Consider the following 24,989-nt stretch of genomic DNA (forward strand, 5'->3'; position numbering starts at 1 on the left):
GGGTAAAAATGACTATATGAACATTTTGGTCATTTTATAAAAGGGGGAGAAATTATGAAAGGGAATCAGTTACTTCGGAAAGAGTTCACGGAAATTATAAAAAGTAAAAAAATATTAATTCCAATTATTGCGGTCTTATTCGTACCGATTTTATATGCAGGGATGTTTTTGTGGGCCTTTTGGGATCCGTATAAACAGTTAGATGACTTACCAGTTGCAGTAGTCAATTTAGATAAAGGCGCAGTATTTGATGGGAAATCAATTGAGGTCGGAAAAGGGCTCGTTGATAATTTAAAAGATAATAAAAGTTTTAAATGGGAGTTCGTAAGTGAAAAAGAAGCGAAGAAAGGAATGGAAGGTAGAAAGTATTACATGTTAGTGCGCATTCCAGATGACTTCTCAAGTAACGCTACAACGTTACTAAAAGACAATCCAAAGCCATTAAACTTAGAGTACATTCCAAACGAAAGCTTAAACTTCTTATCTTCACAAATTGGAGGAACAGCCATTGAAAAGATTAAAACTGAAGTATCAAGCACGTTAACGAAAACATATGCAGAGAAAATGTTCGATTCTATTAAAGATGTCTCAAAAGGATTAGCAGATGGATCAGAAGGGGCAAGTAAACTACACGACGGATCAAGTGAATTGCATGATGGTTCAAGTAAAGTGACGGATGGCCTTCATACACTTCAATGGAAGTCTGGGGAGATGAAGGATGGAGTTGAGAAACTATTTGATGGATCTGGGAAAGTGACAGCAGGTTTAAATACGTTAAATAGCAAAACCGGTGAAATGCAAATAGGTATCGGGAAATTAGTAGATGGCTCCGGAAAAGTAACAGATGGTTTACATGTATTAAATAGCAATGCAGGTATCGGGAAATTAGTAGATGGCTCCGGAAAAGTAACAGCAGGTTTAAATACATTAAATAGCAAAACGGGTGAATTGCGTGATGGATCTGAGAAAGTGACCGGTGGCTTGAACAAATTAGTAAGTAAATCCGGTGATTTAAAAACAGGAACAACTGATCTATCAAATGGTATGGGAAAACTTGTTGAAGGGCGAAGTCAATTAGAAAAAGGGTCTCAAGAAATTCAAAAGGGATTGCAAGATTTAAATAGTAACGTACAAAAGTCTGCTGCAGGCTTAGAGGAAATGCAGTCGAAAGTTCCTTCTATATTGAATACAGTAAATGAAAAAATAGATGGAGCTGGGGCGAATATAAATCAGTTAAATGAACTTACGCAATCAACAGTAGGAGATGCTAAAACTGCAGCACAAGATGTAGCGAATTTACAAAAGCAAATTGAAAGTTTACCAAAAGAATATCAAGAGCAGTTACAACCGTTCATAACAAGTGCTGTAAAAAGTACAGCGACAGTTCAGCAAAAGGCTGCCGGAGTAGCAGGTGGAACAAATAAACTAAATGAAGAAGTAAAACAATTAAAGGGTGAAATACATCAAACAACAAATGGATTGCAAAATAAATTACCAAATCTAGCAGGGATGAAAGCTCTGGCAGGTGGTGTTGAGAAACTAACGAACGCACAAAATGAATTTGTTAGTAAATTTCATGGATTTGGTGAGGGATTAGATAATGCAAAAATAGGTGCTGATAAATTAAAAGATGGATCAGTTCAATTAATTGATGGAGTAACGCAATTACAAAGCGGCTCTGGAAAAGTAACAGATGGATTAGGTCAATTATCTGCAGGAGTAAATCAATTAGCAGATGGCTCAAGCCAAGTAACAGGTGGTTTAGGAACATTATCTGCAGGAGTAAACCAATTAACGGATGGCTCAAGCCAAGTAACAGGCGGTTTAGGTACATTATCTGTAGGAGCAAATCAAATGGCAGGTGGAGTAAATCAATTAGCAGATGGCTCCGGTCAAGTAACAACAGGCTTAGGCACATTATCAACTGGCTCAACCCAGCTAATCGATGGCGTTAATAAACTAGCAGACGGATCAGGAAAAGTAACGGATGGTCTCGTAAAAGTAAACGATGGTTCAGGTGAACTTGCTGAGAAACTTGGCGAAGGGGCAGTGAAAACTGGTGAAGTAAAAGGGACGGATAAAACGTATGATATGTTTGCAAGTCCTGTAAAAGTGAAGACGGAGAAAATGGCGGAAGTTCCTAACTACGGAACTGGATTTACGCCGTATTTCCTATCACTCGGTTTATTCGTTGGGGCATTACTATTATCAATTGTATATCCATTACGCGATACAGTAGGAGTTCCAAAATCAGGATTTAGTTGGTTTATTAGTAAGTTCGGTGTTTTACTATCAGTTGGTATTATTCAAGCGATAGTAGCAGATGTTATATTACTGTTTGGATTAGGTGTAGAAGTACAAAGTATTCCGTACTTCATACTCTTTAGCATCGTTACAAGCTTAGCATTTATCGCATTAATTCAATGTTTAGTAACAGCTTTTGGTGATGCAGGCCGTTTTATCGCCATCATCACATTAATTATGCAGCTTACAACAAGTGCCGGAACATTCCCACTAGAATTGATTCCGAAGTTTTTACAACCATTCAATGCTTGGTTACCGATGACATACTCTGTATCAGGATTGAAAGCAGTCGTATCGAGTGGAGACTTTGACTTCATGTGGAAAAACATAGGAATACTCATGATTTTTATCGTTGTATTATCATTTGGAACAATCGTTTCTTTAACTTTGATGCACAAACGAAAATTTAAAAATGTGCTTGAAAATCAATCGGTTGAAGCGTAGATAAAAGCACCTTTTTGGTGCTTTTTTTATTAGTTTTGTTTTATCCCGCTTTAATGATGGGCAGTAAGACCCCACCTCAAAATTCAGCGAAAGCAAAGAAGTTAGGTGGGGATCAACTGCCCATTAAAGCCCGATTGGTGAGGGCTAATAATCAGTGGGGGATGAAGAAACCCCCACTGATTAAAGTTTCACTTCATTGGTTGAGAAAGTTCATTTGTTTTTCTGTTTTTACGGAACAAGTATATAACGATACTTATAAGAATAATTGTAGCTACAATCCAAATAAATGGACCATATTTTTCAGCAAAAGTATATAGTTTCATATTACTAGCAATTTCCTCTTTTGTTTTTCCTATTAGAATTTCAGAACCGCTATACCCTTCAAGGGTATCCCCCTTTTTTATGCCAAAAATAAGAGTGTCTGATTTGTTTTCTATTCCCGTATATCGGTATCCTTTACTTTTAATTGTTAATTGAGTATCATCCTTTTTTAGTGAGTAATCTTCGATGGAAATATCTTTTCCTGACAGTGTAATTGGTTCCATCGAAAAACGAATTTCTTTTAATGCAGGAAGAACCTCATTATTTAGTAAGAGCTGCTTTGCAATATGTTGCTCTGTATCAATGTTTATCCAATTTGCTTTTCGTCGTTTATACGTATTAATTTCAAGGAGTGCGAATTCTTTATTTTGAAGTTTTTCCTCTGTAATAGGTTGCGCAGTAGTTAATGCTCCTTTTAATAAAATCACACCGTCTTTTGCAGATTGAAATGAAGAGACTTCTTTCGTTTCTTTTAATGTATTGATAGCACTTCTATAATCTTCTTTTCCTAAAAGAACAGCTCCTGTATGTACGGTTAAAATAAGATATAGAATGCTTAATACTATAATAGCTTTTTTCACTATGTACCCTCCAAAGTATGTATAAGTTAATTGTAACATAATTTACCATTTTTAATTTGTTAATTTGAATAATAGGTTGCAAATGTAAAAGTGGTAAGTCAGTTTGAAGAAAGTGTGGGTGAGAGGAGTAAAAATGAAAAGGAATTCCATAATAGGAAACCAGAAGATACAAAGAAAATAGATAGTAGAATATATACGTCTGTCGTAGTAGCGTCATTATCGAATAAGAGAGGAAGCAGTGTTGAAGCACTTATGGTGAAAAATAGCAAAAAAGATAATGAATAAGAAAAATTTATCAATTTTAGAGTGAAATATCATTTATAATCATCCTTCTCCTTAATTTCACCATATCGCATGTGCAGTTTAAACGAAAGAAAAGGATTTACAACAATTTACAGAGAAAACTAGAATAGAGGAGTTGATATGATGAAAGGAAATCTTACTTATTATTTTATCTTAAATCCGCTAATCATCTTTCTTGTTTACGCCCTTTCACCTATCTTGTTTCATAAAGAAAAACATATAAATATGAAAGATGCACTAGGAATACTTTTAGTTTACTATGTGCTAATTAGCGGGTATTACTTTATGGATGTTATAAGTAAAAGAATGAAGAAGAATAGTGAGGACAAATAATAAAGTTTTATGGCGTAAAAATCGATGGAGGACAACAAAATGACTGAAAGTGAAATGAAATTCCGTGATACGACCATTCGTAACTTTTTCGATAAAGAGGATCGTTTAAAATCGATTCCAGGTCAAAAGAAGAAGAAACTAGTATTGTTAGAGCATTTAATTAGCAAGTTAGATGCTGGAAATCAATATACAGAAAAAGAAATTAATACATTTATAAAACAATATCATGATGATTTTTGTACGATTAGACGTGAATTTATTGTACATAGGTTTATGGATAGAGAGGATAATATGTACCGTATAAACGGGAGAGAAGTTTGGACGAAGTGGGAGGAGTTAAAATAATGAATCAGCGAGGGGATCCCCGCTGATTATAAGCCTGTGCTAGTCTTGCTGTTTCTTTGTAGTAAGTCTATGAACGCTTCAACATTCGAACTTGTAATGTACCCAAGCGTTATATATTCATCTTCATAGTAAAATATTATTTTTTTGTCAAAGATTCTTCTCTTCGTTTCTATGGATAGAATTTTTTCATAATCAAATTCGGCAATGAATGTGTTTTTATATTGGCTAAAAAAGAGAAGTCTTTGATTAGTAGCAAGTAACATGCCAGGATACGGGACTTTATGCGTAATCATATAGCCAGTAAGTGAACATTTTAAAGTAGATAAAATCTTTTCTTCTTTATGTAATAGTTGTTTTGCAGCTGTTAAGATTGGATTCATTGCATACATTCCTTTTATTTTGATGTATGAATATTGTATCAAGAGTAAAAAGATTCTCAATATGCAATATTGCATATTGGACGTTTTATAGTTTTAATATTATTTTTTAAAAGAAAAAGTACGAGGTGATTCAATGATACGATTAGCAAAAGAGGCTGATGCAGAAGCAATAATGAACATTAGAAAAGAAATTATATTATCGGAAAATACTACAAAGTTTTTCATAGTATCCCCGAAGAAGTTACCGAATGATATGAATGCAGAAAGAGAAAAGATACGGAAAAGCAATGAGAAAGGAAATCTTTATATCGTGTATGAAGTAGATGGGAAGGTAGTTGGCTTTTTAATTTTCAACCGATATGAACTAGAACGGTTACAACACGCAGGCACAATGGGAATGGGGATTAAAGAGGCGTATTGTAATCAAGGCATCGGCACGAAATTAATTGAATTTCTTATTAGTTGGGCTAAAAGGCAGAAAGGTTTAGAAAAAATTTGTTTAGGTGTAGTTTCTGTTAATGATCGGGCAATTAAAGTGTACAAACGTATGGGTTTTGTAGAAGAAGGAAGACAAAGAAAGCAAATAAAGTATGAAGATGGATCATATGGAGATGACGTATTGATGGGGTTTTATATTGAATAACAAAGAGGAGTATTCTATTGATAGCAAGTGGGAATTTATGAATTGTATAGGCGGTGCATATTCCACTAAAAAGAGACTGCCAATATTGGCAGTCTCTTTTTAGTGGAATTGTTAACACTTAGCAAACCTTAAGTTCCAATCTTTCTTTCTGACGAAGATGATGAGCAAAATGCATAGAAATAAGTTGAAACCATTCTGCTGCATTTAAGTAACCAAGCCCAGGATGTTCGACTTTACAATCACTTGGAATAGAAGAAAGTGTTGGCTCTGTATTTTTTACAATTGTAATTAATTCTAGAAATTGTTTCTGCATTTCTTCTTTGGTGCCTGGATTTTCAGGTGTATATCCAGGATGATTTGGTACTTTAATTTGTATATTTGGGAAAGCACCAAGTTTATATACTTTTTCACCCATCTCTGTTTTTATGTTAGTTATTGATGGTGTTTCTATTTTACATTTTGTGATTGCATTTAACTGCATGTATGTGGAGGCAATTAAATGATTATACATTTGACCAAGAGACCATTCCTCACTAGAAGGCTTCATCCTAAATTGCTCTATAGAGTACTTTTCTAATTCCTCTATGTAATACGTTGCTAACTCCTCAAATTTCTTCATAGTGTTAACTCCTTTTTATAAAAATGTATTTGTTAATACCTAATATAAAGGATGGCTACTGACAACATTATGTCAGTAGTGAAATTAAAGTTTTAACATTTTTTTTGCTTCATCACGAATTTTCTCAGAAAGAATTTTTGGCTCAAGTACTTTCACTTGGCTTCCCCAGCTCAATACCCACTGAAATACTTCGTCTATGTTTCTTGATTTCAAAAAAACGTGAAAACTGCTATCTCTATGCTCGTATGAATCTATAAAAAAGTAGCGGGATTCAATAATCTTATGTGCAATATGTGATGGAAATAGTAAATGAACCGTAAAAGTCCGATTGCTTTCAGGTTTATAGTTTTGTAAAGAAAAGTCTTTCGGCTTTGTAAAGAATTCTTGTTCTTGCTGTAACGTATCCATACGATCTAAACGAAAATTGCGTATTTGTTTTCGAAGTAAGCAATGTGCAACGATGTACCAAATTCCCGAAATATTGACTAAGCCGTAAGGATGGACGGTCCGCTGCATTTTTGTATTTTCCCTCGGTTTACGATAAGAAAAAGAGACAGCTTGTTCTTTTTGTATAGATTCTTGCAACAGAATCAGTTGGTTTTCAAGTTTTTTTTGTTCAGGTTGTTGCTGCGAAAATATAGGAGAAAGAAAACGAAAAGTTCCTCGTAATTCCCGGGCTTTCTTTTGTTGATCAGCAGGGAGAACAATTTCAAGTTTCTCTTTTGCTGATCGTGCATGTACAGAAAAAGAAGAAGTAAAAGTTTTCTCGATATAATCACCGCCTAGTAAAAGAGTAACAGCCTCTTCAGGCGTAAGCTGAATGGGGGGCAAGAAATAACCATCCATTAATGAATAACCGTGGCCGGGCATGGCGAAAAGTGGGACGCCAGATTCACTAAGTGCATCCATGTCTCGATAAATAGTCCTTATACTTGTTTCGAATTTTTCAGCTAAGCTTTTTGCTGTAACAGTTTGTCTTCTTTGTAATTCAATTAATATGGCTAATAAACGATCTGTCCGATTCATGAAATATCACCTTCAAATTTTTATAAATATGCTTACTATAAACTTCTAAAAGCAGTATGTTTTCCCCTCCCATTAACAGACTTTTCCCTATGTATAATATTAATATAGTAAAATCATAACAACCGATATTGCAGTTTCCAATAATATACTATATAATCAATTTAAGAAAACGTTTTCATGCAAAGGGGGAGAATTTCGTGTCGACTATAGAGGACGTGGCGAAATTAGCAGGGTTATCAAGGACAACGGTTTCTAGGGTGATTAATAATCATCCATATGTTTCAGATGAGAAGAAAAAAAGGGTTCAATTAGCAATGAAGCATTTAGGCTTCGTTCCTAATTCTGCGGCGAGAAGGCTTCGTAAACAAAAAACGGAAACAATTGCGGTGCTAGTTCCAAGGATTACAAATCCTTTCTTCAGTAGATTTATTGAAGCAATCGAGATTGCTGCTTCTGAACATAAATATAAACTGATTATTTGTCAAACAAGATATTTACCGGAAAAAGAGATGGAGTATTTACAATTATTATCTACGAAACAAGTAGATGGGATTATTCTATGTTCACTAGAAAATCCGTGGGAAGATGTAGAGCCATACTTACAGCACGGTCCAATCGTGTTGTGTAATGAATATATTGAGGAAGCAAATATTCCAACAGTGAAGTTTGATCATGCGCAAGGAGCATACATAGCTGCGAAGCATGTGTTAGATCAAGGATATCGTAATCTTATTTTTTGCCGTGGTAACGAAACCAAAGTCGTTAGCCAGCAGCGAAAAATGGGCTTTTTACGTGCAATAACTGAGAAGAGCCGCCAAGTAGAAGCGATTGACTTTCTTGAAAACGCTTTCTCTTGGGAAGATGGAAAACGAATATTCCATGAAGTATTAAAGGACAAAAAAAATCCTACCGCGATTTTGGCAGGAGGCGATGAGGTAGCAGCTGGAATTATCTCAGAGGCGAAACGCCATAACTGGAGCATTCCAGATGATCTTGCTGTTATCGGTTTTGATAATCAAATATTATCGCAGATTACAGAACCAGGTATTACGACAATTGAACAGCCAATTGATGAAATGGCCCGAAAAGTTGTCGACCTAATGATGGATAAAATCCATACGAAAAATTATCGGAAAAAAGAATTGTATGAGTTTGAACTGGAGCTCTTGGTGAAAGGTTCAACGATGAAGGATAAGATGTTATTAGCCTAGTAGACTATGTCTGCTAGGTTTTTTTATGTTCAAAAACTACTATTCTTCGTGAACGCAATCATCACATTTGTTATGGTATGCTTCGTGTTGCTCATCAATTTCTTTCCCGCAGTGTGCACAAGTTTTCGTCGGTAAATTTCTGAAAAACTCCATTGGTTGATCGATCATGTCAATCCCTCCATTTCCATTTCTTACTATCATTGTATTAGTACAAAAAATAAAAGTCAACAACTGTTTTATAACAAAATTGAAAATTAATGAAAAAGTTTAGGAAATGGATTATAGTTAACAATGTAGGATGTAAGTAAAACATGCATTTCTACTCGGTTTTAGAAAGGATGGATACATATGAAAATGACTGTTGTCGGCTTTTGGGGCGGCTTTCCAGAAGCGGGAGAAGCAACGTCGGGGTATTTGTTTGAACACGATGGTTTTCGTTTACTTGTAGACTGTGGTAGTGGTGTACTAGCACAGCTTCAAAAATATATAACACCATCTGATATAGATGCAGTTGTACTTTCGCATTATCATCACGATCATGTTGCAGACATTGGGGTATTGCAATATACGAGATTAATTATGAGCGGGGCGAAGGGGCAGCTACCGGAATTACCAATATACGGCCATACCTTTGACGAGAATGGATTCCATTCTTTAACGCATGAACCACATACGAAAGGAATCGCGTACAATCCAGAAGAAACACTTCAAGTTGGACCGTTCTCGATTTCATTCTTAAAAACTGTCCATCCTGTTACATGCTTTGCGATGCGTATTACAGCTGGTAGTGACGCTGTAGTATATAGTGCTGATTCCAGTTATATTCCTGAATTTATTCCATTCACAAAAGATGCTGATCTTTTCATTTGTGAGTGTAATATGTATGCACATCAGGAAGCAGCGAAAGCAGGGCATATGAATAGTACAGAAGTGGCAAGTATTGCGAAAGATGCGAACGTAAAAGAACTTCTATTAACGCACTTACCGCATACAGGCAACCCATCTGATTTAGTAACAGAAGCAAAACAAATTTTTAGTGGCCATATTACGTTAGCGCATAGTGGCTACGTATGGAACTCATGAGGTGATACGATGTTATTTATTGATAATAAAGGGATTACAGATCCTAGAATAAACTTAGCAATTGAAGAATATTGTGTGAAGAATTTAGATATTAACGAAACATATTTACTGTTCTACATTAACGAACCTTCTATTATCATTGGTAAAAACCAAAACACAGTAGAAGAAATTAATGCTGATTACGTAAAAGAAAAAGGGATTCATGTCGTTCGTCGTCTATCAGGCGGGGGCGCAGTATATCACGATTTAGGAAACTTAAACTTCAGCTTTATTACGAAAGATGATGGAGACAGTTTCAGCAACTTCAAAAAATTCACAGAGCCTGTAACGAAAGCGCTTGGTAAATTAGGCGTAAATGCAGAACTAAGTGGTCGTAACGACATTTTAGCTGAAGGTAGAAAAATTTCAGGTAACGCGCAGTTCTCAACGAAAGGTCGTATGTTCAGTCACGGTACGTTACTATTTGACTCTGAAATCGATCACGTCGTATCGGCATTAAAAGTAAAAATGGATAAGATTCAATCAAAAGGTATTAAATCAATCCGTAGCCGCGTTGCGAACATTACAGAGTTCCTAAACGAAGAAATGACGACAGAAGAGTTTAGACAACTTCTTCTAGAAACAATTTTCGAAGGAGAAACAGAAATCCCAATGTATGAATTAACAGAAGAGGATTGGAAAGAGATCCATAAACTTTCTGAAGAACGTTACCAAAATTGGGATTGGAACTACGGAAAATCACCGAAGTTCAACTTACAACATTCACACCGCTTCCCAGTTGGACAAGTTGACGTTCGTCTTGAAGTGAAAAAAGGAACAGTAACAGAATGCAAAATTTACGGCGACTTCTTCGGTTCACTAGATGTTCATGATATTGAAGAGCGTCTAACAGGCGTTCAATTCGATAAAGATGCATTCACTGCAGCTTTAGAAGGCGTAGATATTGCACGTTACTTCGGTAACATTACAACAGAAGATTTCTTACATTTATTCTTCTAAAAATAAGGGAGGTTGCCATAACGGGCAGCCTCTTTCTTTTTGTGTAGATTGTCAGATTTTGTCGGTAAGTCGATATAACTGGAAAATCGCTGATATAAATTGAGTTGCGCTGATATAACTGAAAAATCGCTCATATAATTTCATTTACCACAAAACATAAAATCACAGGACATTTGCCCCTCGTAAAGGAATATATATTCAAAAGGAGGCGAATCGAAATGAAAAGGGTAATGTACGTTGTATTATTACTTAGCTTCGTCGTCGGAATGACAGCGTGTAGCAGTGGATCGCCCTCAAGTCGTACAATTTTGTCTATCGGAAAACCAGCGGAGGATAATGTTATATATTTTACGCATACAGATAACAAACGAAAGATACATGATATACAAGACATGTTTCAAAATAAGAAGTGGAAAAGAAATGAAACATTCAGCACTGTTAATAAAACACCAGATGTCGTCTTATCGATAGATGAAGACAATACAGGGTTACCGGCATTATATGTTACCGTGTACTTTCATGAAAATGGAGCGGACGTTTTGAATTTGTATGGGGAGTATACGAGCTTAAATAAAGAGGAACTTGAAAATCTTAGAAAAAAGATGAGTGCATATTATCCTAAAATGATTTTTGGTCTAGTGTTATAAATTACTTGTAAATAAAATCCCCTTATTTTTCCAAAGTAAACTAAGAGAAGGTGATCTGTCTATATGCAGTTAATAGAATATCACTTGCCACTTTAATTTTCTTTTAATATAATTAATTTAGAATTTTTAAATATTCTAAATTTTATAAAGGTGGGGTTTTTGTGAATCTCGTTCAATCTTTGGCTGAAACGGCAAAAAAGAAGGGGGAAAAACCGGCTTATATATTTATGGATCAGTCGGTCTCATATGACCAATTAAACAAAATGGTCACAAGGTTTTCTAGCAATTTAGCAGAAATGGGCATTGGAAAAGGGGACAATGTCGCATTAGTTGTTGGGAACTCACCACATTTTTTGGTCGGTTTATACGGAACAATGAAAGCCGGAGCAACTGTTATTCCAGTTAATCCAATTTATACAGCAGACGAAATGCATTATATTTTACAAAATGGAGATGTAAAAACAATCATCGTACTCGACGTCCTTCTACCTGTTATACAATCTCTTACAACAAGACTTCCTTCATTAGAAAACATCATCATATGTGAAACCTCATCAGATTTTAACCATACAGAAACCGAAAAAATGAAAACGTTTACTAGTTTTGTGGGGACTGGAGATACAACTTACGAAGGTCCTGAACTAGATGAAGAAGATGTAGCGGTTATTCTATACACTTCGGGCACAACTGGAAAACCGAAAGGCGCTATGTTAACACATAAAAATTTATATAGTAATGCGAACGATGTGGCGTCGTATTTACAATATACGGCTGATGACCGCGTTGTTGCGGCACTGCCTATGTTCCATGTATTCTGTTTAACAGTTGCGGTAAATGCACCGATTGTGAACGGGGCAACGATTTTAATGTTACCGAAATTTAGTCCGAAAGAAGTATTCCGTATTTGTCGCACGTACGAACCAACGATCTTTGCTGGCGTACCGACAATGTACAATTATTTATATTTATTTGAAGAAGCAAGCGCAGAAGATGTGAAGACGCTTCGTCTTTGTATTTCCGGTGGTGCATCGATGCCTGTTGCTCTTCTGCAAAACTTTGAAAAACGTTTTAACGTTATTGTTTCAGAAGGATACGGTTTATCAGAAGCATCACCAGTTACTTGTTTCAATCCGCTAGATCGTCCTCGTAAACCAGGGTCGATTGGCACAAATATTTGGCATGTAGAAAATAAAATTGTAAATGAACTTGGGGAAGAAGTACCTGTCGGCGCAGTCGGCGAATTAATTGTTCGCGGACCTAACGTTATGAAAGGATACTATAATGCACCAGAAGATACAGCTGCGACATTGAAAGACGGCTGGCTATATACAGGTGACTTGGCGAAAATGGATGAAGAAGGTTATTTCTATATCGTTGATCGTAAAAAAGATATCGTCTTAGTTGGCGGTTATAACGTATACCCTCGTGAAGTAGAAGAAGTATTATATACGCACGAATCTGTAGCGGAAGTTGTTGTAATCGGTGTTCCTGATGAAAATTTAGGAGAAGCAGTGCGAGCTTACGTCGTTCTGAAACAAACGAACGTAACAGAAGAAGAACTAATGCATTACTGTACGTTACATTTAGCGAAATATAAAGTGCCGAAAAGTATTGAATTTTTAACAGAGCTACCGAAGAATACAACGGGTAAATTGTTAAGAAGAGCTTTGAGAGAAAAAGCGATGCAAGTATAAAAATAGGGGCAACCATCTTTATGAAGGTGGTTGCCTTTGTATTTTTTAGAATCGGTTAAGCTATAAACCCATATATTTAAACCGTAATATGACTAATAAGGAGGAGATATAAGTGGAGCAGAAGGAATTACGTTTGCGGCGAGTGCAATACCTTATTTGTGACATTATGGATGAAATGAACGCGGAAAGTGAGAAGAAAAACTTAGAAATACTGCAGCAAGTCATTGATCAACTTTCAGGTGCGATAGGTGATTTAGTTGATCCATCAAGCTCGTATTCTATCGATTATTTGGAAAGAAAAGTGCACACGGCTCATTATTTATTATTTAAAAATGAGCGGAAAGCGTATTTGTGTAGGAAATGATACTTTTTATTGATAATTATTATCAATAAAGGGATTGTGTTGCGTATATTCATATAGAAGCAGCTGATACATACGATGTTAATTTTAAAACTTATAAAGAGCAAACAAATGAAAATATAAAACTACTAAAAAATGTGCTGCTTAAAAAATTATTGGGGTGCGAAGTATGTTAATAGTTTAATTCAAGAAAATATTTCAATTGGAGCAGATAAGGGCTGGGTTCCAGATGAAGAGGTAAGCCGCGCGGAAGCAGTACAATAACATAATATATTTTATCAGTAGATATTCAGTCGGGGGGATAAGGATGATTGTGTTACGAAAAAATGAATATTATATATTTTTACCTAAAAGAAATGAAAAGTTTGCTGTTCACATAAAAAACCGAACCACCATCTAAATAGCGGTTCGGTTTTTTTATTTTTTCTCTACCAATTTTTTATTCTTCCAATCTAGTGTGAACAATTTATTAAATGTTTTTTGATCAACGTCTTTTACGTTGTTTCCAACCCAGTTTGCAGTTCCGAATGTGTAGCCTGGACGAAGTTGGTAATCGTCGGCGTGTTTTGTATAAGCGACTTGTAAGTTAGATTGATCTGTATTTTTTTCAGAGATAACAACAGCGATCATACCAGGAGAGAAACCGCTATTTGTTAGCGCTGGAAGTTGATCCATCGGTATTAAATTACCTTTTGCATCAGATTCATATAGGTATGTGCGAGAGTACATGAAAAGTTGGTTTCCATATAAAGAATGATAGGAGTCACGTGTATAAATACCCCAGTTTTGATTGTTATATCCGTTAAAGAATACGTTCCACTTTACGTTTTTGTTTGTTTGGTCAATTAAATTTGTTTTATAACTAGTTTGTTTATAGCTTACAGAGTCAGACCAAGTGACTTGACCAGTTGCACCAGCTTCACCGCTAGGGCCATTAGGCGTTACAGAAGCTTTAACAGAGCCACCAAGTTGATAAGATACGCTAGATGTTACAGTCGTTTCTTCTACAGCATTTGTAGGTGCTACGTTAAAGAAACGAGCGCTGTTATCTTGAAGGTTAAATGCAACATCATATTGTGAAGGATAACGTAATGTTGCACTAGCGCCAGGGATTGGGTAGTTATCAATAGGTGCATCACTTATAGTAGGATTTGCTTTTAGAAAACTACCAGTTGTATTAATAACGGCAATCTGTTTATCAGCGCTTGGGTCATCGATAAAAGTTACCTTTAAAGACATTGTCATATTATCAGCTTGGTCATTATTAAATGTATTATAGCTCGTATGTGTTTTTGCATTTTGCCCGATATCTGTTACAACTTGCGATGTTGTTTGAGCATAAGCAGCAGGTGTTGAAAGAGTTACAGCGCTACTAGCAAAAACAGCGGATAATGCTAAACATTTTAAGTATGTTTTAGAACGTTTCATACAATCACTTCCTTTTATCTTTGTCGATATATGTCGTATTACATTTATATCGTAACATGAAAATAAAACGGAATGGATGGTTATGCATAATTGCATAGATGAGTTTTGAAGGATAACGATAATAGCATTTTATCAATCCTTATTAAGGAAATTGATGTGATTTTATTTTATCCCGCTATTTGCTGGGCAGTAAGACCCACACCTCAAAATGTAGCGAAAGCAAAGAAGTTAGGTGGGGGATGAATAGATCCCCACTGATTAAAGTTTCATTTCATATATTCCTCCTAATCAATTCTCCAACTTGCGTCGCAACAAACGCAACATCACTATCAATTTCATCCAACACGTAAGACTCTAAAATGCCCATTACAGCTGTTCCTAAAAATTTTAAGACGATATGTTTATCGATGTTTTTATTTACTGATGTGTCTGTATTTAATTTTTTCTCTATTTCACCCATGATGAAAGTTAGTAATTTTTTTTGAAATGATAAGGTGCTGTTACTTCTAAATAGTGCCGCAAAAAATGGTTTGTGTTCTTTGAAGTATTCAAACCATATGATTGTTCCTTCTATAAATTCTTTGTTTTGCTTCTCGTAGCATATTTCTTTTAATTGGTCTAAATGATCGTCCACAATTTTATCTAATAAATTGTACTTATCTAGATAGTGTAAGTAAAACGTTTTTCTTCCGATGTTTGCTTTTTCGGTAATGTTTTTAACTGTAATTTCATCAAATCCATCTGTAATTAACATTTCTATAAATGCCGATTGAATGGCGTTTTGTGATTTTATAATTCTTCTATCGATTTTCTCCATATCGTGTCCCTCCGTTGTTGATACACATATTTCTTTATGTGTGTATTATCATCCAAATGCGTAAATGTGGTCATTGAAACAAGGTTCTACTCATTTTATTATAAATATACATGTGAGTAATAACTCTCACAAGTGTAAAATTAATAATAAGATAAGGGTGGTTTTATATATGGCAGTTACGAAGGAAAATATAAGATTTTATGCAAGAGGTTTACAAGTTGCAGGTATTTTGAACATTCCTGAAGGTGCTGAGGAAAAGAAACAAAATCCATCGATTGTTTGTGTGCATCCAGGTAGTAGCTGTAAAGATCAAACAGCAGGATTGTATGCCGAGAAGTTAGCGGAACAAGGATATGTAACGCTTGCGTTTGATGCGTCATATCAAGGTGAAAGTGAAGGTACACCGAGATATATTGAAGAGCCAGCTGCGTGAGTTGAGGATATTCGCTCAGCAGTAGATTATTTAACTACTCTTCCTTATATAGATGAAGAACGTATCGGTGTGTTAGGTGTTTGTGCAGGCGGTGGTTATGCGGTAAATGCTGCGATGACAGAGCGCCGCATTAAAGCAGTTGGTACAGTTGTTGGTGCAAATATCGGTCGTTTAAATCGTGAGTCTAACCCGATTGGTGTGTTAGAGGCAATTGGTAAACAACGTACTGCTGAAGCACGCGGAGCAGAGGAAATGATTACAAATTGGATTCCTAAAAATCAGGAAGAGTTAGTAGCAGCGGGTATGACCGATATAGATATTGTAGAAGCAGTTGAGTATTACACAACGCCGCGAGGGCAAAGTGTTAACTCTCCAAATAAGCTAAACTTTACGAGCATGGGATCGGTAATTGGTTTTGATGCGTTCCATTTAGCAGATACGTTATTAACGCAGCCGCTGCAAATTATTGTCGGTAGCAAGCAAGGCGCATTCGGTTCTTATAAAGATGGTCATGAGCTGTATGAGAAAGCAGCTTCAGAGAAAAAAGATTTACTTGTTGTGGAAGGTGCGAGTCATTACGATTTATACGATCAACCAGAACCAGTAAAAATTGCAGTTGAAAAATTAACAAGTTTTTATAAAGAGCATTTGTAAAAACAATGTTGATATAAATGGTGCCTATAGTTGTTAGATACAAGTCTAACAACTATAGGTTTTTGCTATGATGAGCGAAGTGCTTAATATTTACGTTATAAGTGCATAACAAGTTATAATAAAAGAAATCAATAAGGAGGCTGGCTGTGAAGAATCTTCGTTATCTCAATATATTTACTATGTTAATTATATACACACTACTTATGTTTTACATTGGCTGGAACGGATGGGTTTGGCTTCATGCGGTGTTTGGCTGGGAATCTTGGGGATATTATGCTTTTATAGTTGCATTTATTTCATATGCGTACATTCTCGTGCAAGTGTTTAAGTTTTTGCCATTTCTGCGAACGATAGGTTCGATTTGGTTTGCGGTTATTCAATATGCGCTTATGCTGTTGCCATTAGCTAATATTATGGTCTTTCTTTTACAGTTTTCAGTAGAGAAAGAAGCGGCAATTATTTGGACAGGGGCGGCTGTGATAGCTGCATTTATCTTTATCTTTGCGTATGGAGTATTTAATGCGTATAGTCCGGTAGTAAGAAAGTACGAGGTGCACATACCGAAAAAGGTAGAGGGGCGTAAAAGTTTATGCATTGCGATGGCTTCTGATATGCATTTCGGTAAACTGTCTGGCGTTTCGCATTTAAAAAGACTTGTTCGTCATGTAAATGAGATGGAACCTGATATTATTTTACTGCCAGGTGATATTATCGATGATCATCCAGGTGTGTTCATTCAAAAGAATATGGGACCAATCATGAAACAAATGAAAGCACCATTAGGCGTATATGGCGTATTAGGAAACCATGAATACTACGGTAGAGCGGTTCCAGAGTTTTTACAAGAGATGGATAAGATTGATATTCGTATTCTTTTAGATGAAGTAATTACAATTGAAGGTGACTTTTATCTCGTTGGAAGAAGAGATAAAACAGAGCGAGATCGCCAAAGCTTTGAACAATTAATGAGTACGGTAGATAAATCGATGCCTGTTATCGCAATGGATCACCAGCCATTTGAGTTGAAACAAGCAGCGGAGGCGGGTGTTGATTTACTATTATCAGGTCACACGCACCGCGGACAAATGGCGCCGAATCATATTGTAACGAGAAGAATGTACGAATTAGACTGGGGATACGCACAAAAAGGTGCATTCCACGCGATTGTTTCTTCTGGTTTCGGATTCTGGGGACCACCGCTTAGACTTGGAAGTAGATCAGAGATTGTACAGGTGGAAGTTACGTTTGAATAGCGTGATAAAAAGAAAAGGACCGATGAAAGTCAGTCCTTTTCTTTTTCGTTTTTTCTAAAATCATACGTGTCCGTCTCTACATGTAATTTATGATTATTAATCATTACTGTATGATCGTCTAACCATTGTACAGTTGCATCTTCTTCACGATAATTCCAGTATATATTTTTCTTGTTCATAAATTTTTTATTATTTGTTACAAGCTCTCCTCTTATAGCAAAGCTAGTCGTTGCACCGCCATTATGTCTGTATATATGTAAAGTATACGTATTATCTGGCGAGTGTATGGATTGAATCTTTTCACCGCCTGAAACCCCAGATAAAGTGAAGAATTTCCAATATCCTAAACTAATGAATACAATAATGATGAATAGAATGGTGAAGAAAATCTTTTTCATGTTTCTCCTCTTTCCCTTAACGGCCATAACTGTATTAAATCAAAAAAGAATTTAACTGACAATCTTATCCTTTTTATCGCCGAAATGTGTACGTTTCTATTTCTAGCGTCCTGTTCACGGTTTGGGATGAAAGTCCCTCTATTTTTCAATAAAAAAAGGCTCCACATAAGGAGCGCTCAATAAAAATAAATGAATGAAAAGAAATAACAGATATGTATAAAATAAATATATTAGAATTTAATATTTGTATTGATGTCGATTTCATAAAAAAGGTACGATTAAAAGACGCTGCTGAAATAAAGGGGGATTATAAGTGGTTATATCAGATGTGCTATACGGTGGGTTTGAAGTGAATCAGGTGTTAGAAGAATTAATTGTAAGTAAGTCTGTGCAAAGACTAAAAGGTATTCATCAAAATGGTGCAAGCTACTTAATAAATGAGAAATGGAATGTAACGCGCTTTGATCATTCAGTTGGTGTTATGTTGTTAGTGAAAAAACTTGGTGGTTCAGTAGAAGAACAAATTGCAGGTTTACTGCATGACGTATCACATACTGCTTTTTCTCATGTGATTGATTATGTTTTTGATAATATAAATGAAAGTTATCATGAAGAGATATTTAGCTCCGTTGTGAAAAACTCAGAAATTCCAGTGATTCTTTCAAAGCATGGTTATAACTATAAAGATATTTTGTTAGATGATTCGAAATGGACGTTACTCGAAAGGTCAGCACCAGAATTATGCGCAGACAGAGTTGATTATACGTTACGAGATATGTATACATATGGGTATGTTTCTTTAGAAGAAGTTCACAGTTTTTTAGAGGATGTCATTGCTGTAGATGGGAAAATGGTCCTTCAAAATATCGAAATAGCTGAATGGTTTGCAGAAACGTATTACAAAGAAGTAATCGATTTCTTTATGCAACCAATGAATATTTACGGAAATGATACGTTAGCAAAAACGCTAAAGTTAGCTCTACACAAAAAGGTTATTCATGCAGATGATTTTCTTCTTGAAGATGATGAGCTAATTTCGAAATTGCAGCAATGTACTGATTCAGAAGTACATGCTTTATTAAGAAAAGTTCATCCGAATGTAAAAGTAAAAGAAGATAGAAACGATTATGATTTGTATCAGAAAAATAAAGTCCGTCTCATTGATCCTCCATTATTTCGTGAAGGTGAAGTTGTTCCATCGTCTGTTGTGTCGGAAAAAATAAGACAGATGAGCGAGGTCGCTTATGAAAAAGCGGTGAGAGGGATGTATGTGAAAGTGATTTCGGATTAAAAAGGAGAGCATATCTTTGCTCTCCTTTTTAATCCGAAATCACTGATCAAACCAATTCCAAACCTCAATATCCCCAAGAGTCGCATAACGCACATTCGGTGAGTTTTGTAATTTCAATAATTCTTTCGACGGGCCAGTAATGACCATGCCGTATACTTTAACGCCGTTATCTTTTACATACTGATAGCGCTTATCTAAGTTCAGATCCTTTTCACGAGTCCAAGTCGTTTTACTTACAGTTTCTTTATTTATAGAAAGAATGCGCATCATTTCGATTACTTCATCTTCTTTTGTGTGTAGTTTTTTTGTTTCATTTTCAGGAAGATTTATATGTTCTCGAAATCCGATAACTTCTCCGCTATGCAAGAGAAAATCGTCTTCATTTATTCTTTCTTGTCCTGTGTCTAAGGCGTACCATAAAGGAGTTGGTGGCATTTCTTGTGCTTCAAATGCGCTATATAGAATGGATTCGACTTCTTGTAAAGTGTAAACTTTATCGAAAGATATCGCTAATTCTGCAACGGTACCCTCATGTATCTTTCCAAGTGTATCCCAAACTTTTTTAGATGATTCTTTCAAAGAAGCTTCTTCCTTAATTTTTGGATGAACAAAGGAAAGTTTTTTTGAATAGGCTCTGTTTTCCCAAGATTGATTTGTGACAGTTACAGATGATAAGAAACTACGCATTGTTACTGTACCAATTGGAAATTCTTTTTTACCGATCGTTTTATATAAATCCATTTCAGTTTCTGTACGAAAGAAAGGTTTAACCTTCGTATTTCCTCCAGCGGAACGACTATTTGGCATTGTTGCTTCTATTGCGAGTGCTGGTATATCATCCACTTTCCGGAAGTTTTTCATTTCGTTCGAATAGAAGTAAAAGGAAGATGCAAAATGACCAACAAAATAGATTGCTATACAAACAGCAAGGACAAAACTAACGGTTTGCCAACGCTGTTTCCATTTTATTTTCCAAAACGGGACTTTTAGATTTTGTGGTGGTAGTCTTTTCTTTATCGGTTCACTTTTTGAAAGCAAATCATCTAAGTAATCGTCACACTCTTCACATGTTTCAATATGACTTTCTAACCGCTCTTGTTCATCCTGCGTGAGCGTTCCGTTTTCGTATTTCTCCCATAGTTTTTTAAACTTTGTACAACCCATCCTAATCACTCCTTTATGCCTTGTGTTTCTTTTCGTCCCCTGTGTAATTCAATTTTCACTTTCGCTAGTGAGAGACCAGTCATCTCTGCTATTTCCTTATACGAGAATCCGTAGTAATCTCGTAATAGTAGAACATTTCGTCTTTCAAGGGGAAGCGAAGATAAACTGTCTAACCAACTAGCAATCTCATGTTTTACAAAATAAGAGTGTTCTGTACTTGGTACGTTTGGTAAATGGAATTCTTCAACTGTCGTTGTTTTATATCTTTTTTCTTTTCGATACCAATCGATAAAGGCGTTGTAGGCAATTGTAAATAACCACGGCCTAATTTCTTCTCCTTTATAATAGTCAATATGGATGAGCATGCGGTAAAACGTCTCTTGCATGAGATCTTCCGCGTAGTGAGAATCTCCGGTTAGGGAGAGAAGATAGCGAAATAAATCTTGCATGTGCTCGGAGTAAATGTCTTCTAATGATTGTTTGCGTTTCACTACATTTCCCTCCCTCCCTTCATACATAACAACGAAATACATATCAAAAAGTTACATTTGTTTTTAAAAATATAGTAAAAAACGTCAAGAATTGGATAGGATTCTCTTTTATCATAATACATATAAGGCGGGTGAACAGAGATGGAAAGCTATGAAACACAAATTCAAAGGTCAATTGATTATATTGAGGAAGATGTCATGGAAAAACAGACGCTGCGTAATTTAGCACGTATTGCAGGTTTTTCTGAGTCGCATTTTCATCGTGTATTTCAGGCGTTAGTAGGTGATACAGTAATGGAGTATGTTCGAAAGAGGAGGTTAGCCCGGGCAGCTTATCAACTTTCTCATACGGATGAAAAAGTTATTGATATCGCATTTGAGCATGGCTTTCAATCTCACGAAACGTTCACGAGGGCCTTTAAGAAATTATTTCAAATGACACCGAGTGAATATCGAAAACAAGAAATTGAAACGCCGATGTATTACAGCGTGAATGTAAAGCAAAGAAAATTAAATCCGTATTTAGGAGGCATACAAATGGAATATCGTATTGTAAATAAACCAGAATTTTTAATGGCGGGTTATGAACTGAAGACGACAAGTAAAGAAGGGAAAAACCATCAAGACATCCCAGCATTTTGGCAAGAATATTTACAGAAAGATCTTGGAACAACGATTCCGAATCGTAAAGATACGAGCCAATGGGTAGAGCTTGGATTATGTACTGATTTTAATCTAGAAACAGGCGATTTCACTTATATTATCGGAATGGAAGTTACAGGATTTGAAAATGTACCAAATGAAGTTGCGAAGCGTACTTTCCCAGCAGCGACATATGCTGTATTTACAACGCCGAAAGTTCCTCATGAAGAAATGGTATCGTCTATTCACCAAACGTGGAATGCAGTGTTCTCAGAATGGTTCCCGCATTCAGGATATGAACATTGCGGCGTTAATGAGTTTGAACTATACGATGAGCGTTCTCATGCAGATAAAAGCGAGTTCGCTCAAATTGAACTTTGGATACCAGTGAAGAAGAAGTAATAGAAAGAAAAGCGAGCCACTGAGTGGTTCGCTTTTTTCATATATGCTGCTATATTTGACGATTTTTGTCGGTAAGTCGATATATCTTGAAAATCGCTGATATATTTTGATTTACGCCGATATATTTGAAAAATCGCCGATATAATTCGAGTTGCGCCGATATATTTAGAAAATCGCCGATATAATTTCATATACCGAAGAACTCCCCAAAAAGAAAAGACGCCACATAGCGCCTTTCCTACGAATGAAACGGAAATACAAGTATAATTGTCGTTCCTTTTCCGAGTTCGCTATCAATTGAAATCGTTCCGTTATGAGCATGAACGAGCTGTTTTGTAATAGCGAGACCAAGTCCCGTTCCGATGTTGCTTTCTTCTGTATTGGTTCCTCTGTAATATCGCTCAAATAGAAGTTCTTTCGTTTTATCATCCATTCCTTTTCCATTATCTGAAATAGAGAGTGTAAATGAAGTAGCGTTTTGCGAAAGTTTTACGATGACGTTTGTCGTTTCATTATTATGTTTTACAGCGTTTACGAGTAAGTTTTCGATAATACGCTGGAACCATTTTTCTTCAATGAAATATTGAATTTTGTTTGAGCTTGGTACGAATTCAATATTTTGGTTTTGAAGTGTCGGATTATTAATGAATTGTAATAATACTTTTTGAACGAATTGATTCATTTCAATGTTTACATGCTGCGCAGGAAGAGTGTTATTTTTTAATTGATACGTTAAGCTTAAGTCATCAATTAATGTCGTCATATATTGCGATTTCTCTTTCATAACGCTGCCGAATTGTTGAATGTCACGATCAGTCCAGTTGTACTGCTTTGATTCTAGTAATAATGCGTAGCCATAAATAGAGCTAAGTGGCGTTTTTAAATCGTGCGTGAGACCGGTAATCCATTCTTCACGTGTTTGCTGCAATACTTGTCTCATTGCATCATTTTTTTTGAGTGTAATAGAAAGGTGCTCTAGTGAATTTGTCACATCACTAAATAAGCGAAATGACCATTTTTCTTTACCAGATCGCCGGAACCTGACAAGTTTCCCTTTTTTACTAACAGGCTCTTCGTACTTTCCGCCAGCGATATTTTTAAGCCAACGCATCGCATGTAATAACGGTTTTCCGAATTTATTACCGTACCAAATAGACAGAATGACTAAATAAACAAATACGATAAGAAGGATTAATCCGCATCCGATTAGAAACTTTTTAGTAAATACATCTTCTATTTCATCATCTGGGTAGTAGTGCTCATTTTTTGCAGTTACAACGAGAAGATGATTGCTATTGGTGTCGTAAAAGCTAGACGTGTTTTCTTTATGATTCCATGGTTCTTTTGCGTTAAGAGCAGCTTGTATGGCAGAAAACGTTTTTTTCTTTCCATTTGGATAGGAGAATACTTCTTCGCCGCCACTATTAAAGATTTGAAGAGTAGCCTTTTCTTTAGAAAGTAACTGTTTTTCTTCTTCTGTTAATGTGAACGTATCTGTAGATACAGAAGGGTGCTCTTTCTGGATCGTTTTCAGTAATACATTGCTTTTTAACATACCGCCATAAATAACAAGTACGTTCTTTTCTTCTAATTCTATTTCCCAATATTTAAATGTATAAGGGCTTTCTATATGATTCTGTATATACGAGAATAATGATGCTTTCGTATAAGATGTTGGCACGTCACTAGGCGTATTAAAGTGATAGAGAACTTTTCCGTTTTCCTCCACAACTTGAATCCAATCATTTTTCTCTTTAATTAAGTCTTTTACTTCAGCTTTTAACGAAATATCACCATCTTCTGAAGAGATATATCTTGCAATCATAAAATTATCAGAATCTGGAATGTTCGGTTCGTATGAAGTACTCGTAACAAGAAAAATTAAATACGTGAAAGCCGCTACTACAGCAATCAGTAATGTAACTAAAACAAAAACGTGTTGCATGATAAATTGAATAATAAGTCGTTTATTAAAATTCATATCGTCACCCTACTTTGTAACGAACTTATAACCAAGCCCGCGAACGGTTTTTATATATTCTGGTTTACTTGGATCGTGTTCAATTTTTTCACGTAGTTTTCGAATGTGGACCATAACAGTGTTGTCATCGCCATTATAGGCAGGTGCTCCCCAAACTTTTTCATATATTTCCTCTTTCGAAAATACGTAGTTCGGATTCTCGCAAAAGAAGAGTAGTAGTTGAAAGAGTTGAGCAGAACATTCGACAATGTGCCCATCTACTGTTAGTTCTGCAGAGTGCTGATCAATTTCAAATCTTCCAAATGAAATTGAGTGTGATTTTTGTTCGTGTGGTACGGTTTGTTTCATATGTCTCCGAAGCTGTGCTTTCATACGTGCTACTACTTCTAATGGATTAAATGGTTTCGTAATATAATCATCTGCACCGTATGAAAATCCGGATATTTTATCTAAATCAGATGCTTTTGCTGATAGGAAGAAAATTGGACAATCTGTTTGTTGGCGAATGATTGGACAAATATCAAAACCAGATTGTCCAGGAAGCATTACATCTAAAATAATTAAATCGTAATTGTTTTGCTTAGTTAGAGATAAAGCTATTTCAGCTGATGTTGCAGTTGTAATATGAGAAAAGCCTTCTTTTTCAAGAATGGTAGTTAGTAATTGTAAAATTGCTGTTTCATCATCAACGAGTAAAATATTTGCTTGGTACATAAATATCCCTCCTAATTTTCTCGAATA

Annotated in this window: 26 protein-coding genes and 1 pseudogene; 15 read left to right on the forward strand and 12 right to left on the reverse strand. The window is 35.7% G+C overall.

Going from position 1 to position 24,989, the window contains the following annotated elements:
- Positions 1–54 precede the first annotated feature (54 nt).
- Positions 55–2,748 carry a YhgE/Pip domain-containing protein gene (locus ACTFRY_RS09940; RefSeq protein WP_098616895.1) on the forward strand — a complete coding sequence of 898 codons (2,694 nt, stop codon included), beginning with the start codon at positions 55–57 and terminating at the stop codon, positions 2,746–2,748.
- Between the two features lie 188 nt (positions 2,749–2,936).
- On the opposite strand, the gene ACTFRY_RS09945 is transcribed toward ACTFRY_RS09940, so the two are convergent.
- On the reverse strand, positions 2,937–3,689 hold the full coding sequence (locus ACTFRY_RS09945; protein WP_003283506.1) for a hypothetical protein: 753 nt from the start codon (positions 3,687–3,689) through the stop codon (positions 2,937–2,939).
- Positions 3,690–3,740: 51 nt separating this feature from the next.
- Between ACTFRY_RS09945 and ACTFRY_RS09950 the strand changes: the two genes are divergently transcribed.
- The 3 genes from ACTFRY_RS09950 to ACTFRY_RS09960 all read left to right on the forward strand — a co-directional run bounded on the left by ACTFRY_RS09950 (position 3,741) and on the right by ACTFRY_RS09960 (position 4,631).
- Positions 3,741–3,935, forward strand: coding sequence for a hypothetical protein (locus tag ACTFRY_RS09950; RefSeq protein ID WP_098616894.1), 195 nt, complete (start codon positions 3,741–3,743; stop codon positions 3,933–3,935).
- Positions 3,936–4,073: 138 nt separating this feature from the next.
- Positions 4,074–4,286, forward strand: a complete 213-nt coding sequence (locus ACTFRY_RS09955; protein WP_098616893.1) for a hypothetical protein — start codon at positions 4,074–4,076, stop codon at positions 4,284–4,286.
- A gap of 39 nt (positions 4,287–4,325) precedes the next feature.
- Positions 4,326–4,631 (forward strand): DUF2087 domain-containing protein, encoded by a 306-nt coding sequence (locus ACTFRY_RS09960; protein ID WP_000140286.1) that lies wholly within the window; start codon positions 4,326–4,328, stop codon positions 4,629–4,631.
- Between the two features lie 26 nt (positions 4,632–4,657).
- Here the strand turns inward: ACTFRY_RS09960 and ACTFRY_RS09965 are convergent, their stop codons facing one another.
- A complete protein-coding gene (locus ACTFRY_RS09965; RefSeq protein WP_001068220.1) occupies positions 4,658–5,011 on the reverse strand; it encodes a PH domain-containing protein in 354 nt (117 codons plus the stop codon).
- Positions 5,012–5,144: 133 nt separating this feature from the next.
- Here ACTFRY_RS09965 and ACTFRY_RS09970 point away from each other — a divergent pair, with 133 nt between their 5' ends.
- Positions 5,145–5,654, forward strand: a complete 510-nt coding sequence (locus ACTFRY_RS09970; protein WP_097855559.1) for a GNAT family N-acetyltransferase — start codon at positions 5,145–5,147, stop codon at positions 5,652–5,654.
- Positions 5,655–5,772: 118 nt separating this feature from the next.
- Here ACTFRY_RS09970 and ACTFRY_RS09975 read toward each other — a convergent pair whose 3' ends face one another.
- Both ACTFRY_RS09975 and ACTFRY_RS09980 read right to left on the reverse strand, forming a co-directional pair.
- Positions 5,773–6,273 (reverse strand): DinB family protein, encoded by a 501-nt coding sequence (locus tag ACTFRY_RS09975; protein WP_098616892.1) that lies wholly within the window; start codon positions 6,271–6,273, stop codon positions 5,773–5,775.
- Between the two features lie 84 nt (positions 6,274–6,357).
- A complete protein-coding gene (locus tag ACTFRY_RS09980; RefSeq protein ID WP_098616891.1) occupies positions 6,358–7,299 on the reverse strand; it encodes a helix-turn-helix transcriptional regulator in 942 nt (313 codons plus the stop codon).
- Positions 7,300–7,496: 197 nt separating this feature from the next.
- On the opposite strand from ACTFRY_RS09980, the gene ACTFRY_RS09985 reads away from it, so the two are divergent.
- Complete coding sequence (locus ACTFRY_RS09985; protein WP_000103715.1) at positions 7,497–8,510, forward strand: LacI family DNA-binding transcriptional regulator; 1,014 nt, start codon at positions 7,497–7,499, stop codon at positions 8,508–8,510.
- A 39-nt stretch (positions 8,511–8,549) separates the two neighbouring features.
- Here the strand turns inward: ACTFRY_RS09985 and yhfH are convergent, their stop codons facing one another.
- Entirely contained in the window at positions 8,550–8,678 is a 129-nt protein-coding gene (yhfH, locus tag ACTFRY_RS09990; protein ID WP_000567010.1) for a protein YhfH, read from the reverse strand.
- A 180-nt stretch (positions 8,679–8,858) separates the two neighbouring features.
- On the opposite strand from yhfH, the gene ACTFRY_RS09995 reads away from it, so the two are divergent.
- From ACTFRY_RS09995 to ACTFRY_RS10015, 5 genes are all read left to right on the forward strand, one after another.
- Complete coding sequence (locus tag ACTFRY_RS09995; RefSeq protein ID WP_098616890.1) at positions 8,859–9,593, forward strand: MBL fold metallo-hydrolase; 735 nt, start codon at positions 8,859–8,861, stop codon at positions 9,591–9,593.
- A 9-nt stretch (positions 9,594–9,602) separates the two neighbouring features.
- Positions 9,603–10,592, forward strand: coding sequence for a lipoate--protein ligase (locus ACTFRY_RS10000; protein WP_098616889.1), 990 nt, complete (start codon positions 9,603–9,605; stop codon positions 10,590–10,592).
- 218 nt (positions 10,593–10,810) lie between these two features.
- Positions 10,811–11,239 carry a hypothetical protein gene (locus tag ACTFRY_RS10005; protein ID WP_000832641.1) on the forward strand — a complete coding sequence of 143 codons (429 nt, stop codon included), beginning with the start codon at positions 10,811–10,813 and terminating at the stop codon, positions 11,237–11,239.
- A gap of 161 nt (positions 11,240–11,400) precedes the next feature.
- The gene (locus ACTFRY_RS10010; RefSeq protein WP_098616888.1) at positions 11,401–12,933 is read left to right on the forward strand and encodes a fatty acid--CoA ligase family protein; all 1,533 of its coding nucleotides are present in this window, start codon (positions 11,401–11,403) and stop codon (positions 12,931–12,933) included.
- Between the two features lie 112 nt (positions 12,934–13,045).
- A complete protein-coding gene (locus tag ACTFRY_RS10015; protein WP_061664466.1) occupies positions 13,046–13,297 on the forward strand; it encodes a hypothetical protein in 252 nt (83 codons plus the stop codon).
- A gap of 414 nt (positions 13,298–13,711) precedes the next feature.
- Here the strand turns inward: ACTFRY_RS10015 and cytK2 are convergent, their stop codons facing one another.
- A complete protein-coding gene (cytK2, locus tag ACTFRY_RS10020; protein ID WP_000830629.1) occupies positions 13,712–14,722 on the reverse strand; it encodes a beta-channel forming cytolysin CytK2 in 1,011 nt (336 codons plus the stop codon).
- A gap of 271 nt (positions 14,723–14,993) precedes the next feature.
- Positions 14,994–15,539: a TetR/AcrR family transcriptional regulator gene (locus ACTFRY_RS10025; protein ID WP_000410998.1), complete on the reverse strand. Its 546-nt coding sequence runs from the start codon at positions 15,537–15,539 to the stop codon at positions 14,994–14,996.
- 169 nt (positions 15,540–15,708) lie between these two features.
- Between ACTFRY_RS10025 and ACTFRY_RS10030 the strand changes: the two are divergent.
- Positions 15,709–16,626: pseudogene (locus ACTFRY_RS10030) on the forward strand (alpha/beta hydrolase).
- Between the two features lie 146 nt (positions 16,627–16,772).
- Entirely contained in the window at positions 16,773–17,879 is a 1,107-nt protein-coding gene (locus tag ACTFRY_RS10035) for a metallophosphoesterase (protein ID WP_098616886.1), read from the forward strand.
- A gap of 29 nt (positions 17,880–17,908) precedes the next feature.
- Here ACTFRY_RS10035 and ACTFRY_RS10040 read toward each other — a convergent pair whose 3' ends face one another.
- Positions 17,909–18,277 carry a DUF5412 family protein gene (locus ACTFRY_RS10040; RefSeq protein ID WP_098616885.1) on the reverse strand — a complete coding sequence of 123 codons (369 nt, stop codon included), beginning with the start codon at positions 18,275–18,277 and terminating at the stop codon, positions 17,909–17,911.
- A 313-nt stretch (positions 18,278–18,590) separates the two neighbouring features.
- Here ACTFRY_RS10040 and ACTFRY_RS10045 point away from each other — a divergent pair, with 313 nt between their 5' ends.
- Complete coding sequence (locus tag ACTFRY_RS10045) at positions 18,591–19,568, forward strand: HD domain-containing protein (RefSeq protein ID WP_098616884.1); 978 nt, start codon at positions 18,591–18,593, stop codon at positions 19,566–19,568.
- 39 nt (positions 19,569–19,607) lie between these two features.
- On the opposite strand, the gene ACTFRY_RS10050 is transcribed toward ACTFRY_RS10045, so the two are convergent.
- A complete protein-coding gene (locus tag ACTFRY_RS10050; RefSeq protein WP_098616883.1) occupies positions 19,608–20,732 on the reverse strand; it encodes an anti-sigma factor in 1,125 nt (374 codons plus the stop codon).
- Positions 20,733–20,737: 5 nt separating this feature from the next.
- Positions 20,738–21,223 (reverse strand): RNA polymerase sigma factor, encoded by a 486-nt coding sequence (locus ACTFRY_RS10055; protein ID WP_000823978.1) that lies wholly within the window; start codon positions 21,221–21,223, stop codon positions 20,738–20,740.
- Positions 21,224–21,364: 141 nt separating this feature from the next.
- On the opposite strand from ACTFRY_RS10055, the gene ACTFRY_RS10060 reads away from it, so the two are divergent.
- Positions 21,365–22,267 (forward strand): AraC family transcriptional regulator, encoded by a 903-nt coding sequence (locus ACTFRY_RS10060; RefSeq protein ID WP_087957680.1) that lies wholly within the window; start codon positions 21,365–21,367, stop codon positions 22,265–22,267.
- A 238-nt stretch (positions 22,268–22,505) separates the two neighbouring features.
- On the opposite strand, the gene ACTFRY_RS10065 is transcribed toward ACTFRY_RS10060, so the two are convergent.
- Entirely contained in the window at positions 22,506–24,248 is a 1,743-nt protein-coding gene (locus tag ACTFRY_RS10065; protein WP_098616882.1) for a sensor histidine kinase, read from the reverse strand.
- A 9-nt stretch (positions 24,249–24,257) separates the two neighbouring features.
- On the reverse strand, positions 24,258–24,962 hold the full coding sequence (locus ACTFRY_RS10070; RefSeq protein WP_029442109.1) for a response regulator transcription factor: 705 nt from the start codon (positions 24,960–24,962) through the stop codon (positions 24,258–24,260).
- Positions 24,963–24,989 lie beyond the last annotated feature (27 nt).

The sequence above is a fragment of the Bacillus cereus group sp. MYBK195-1 genome, from assembly GCF_051916605.1.
Classification (GTDB): domain Bacteria; phylum Bacillota; class Bacilli; order Bacillales; family Bacillaceae_G; genus Bacillus_A; species Bacillus_A cereus.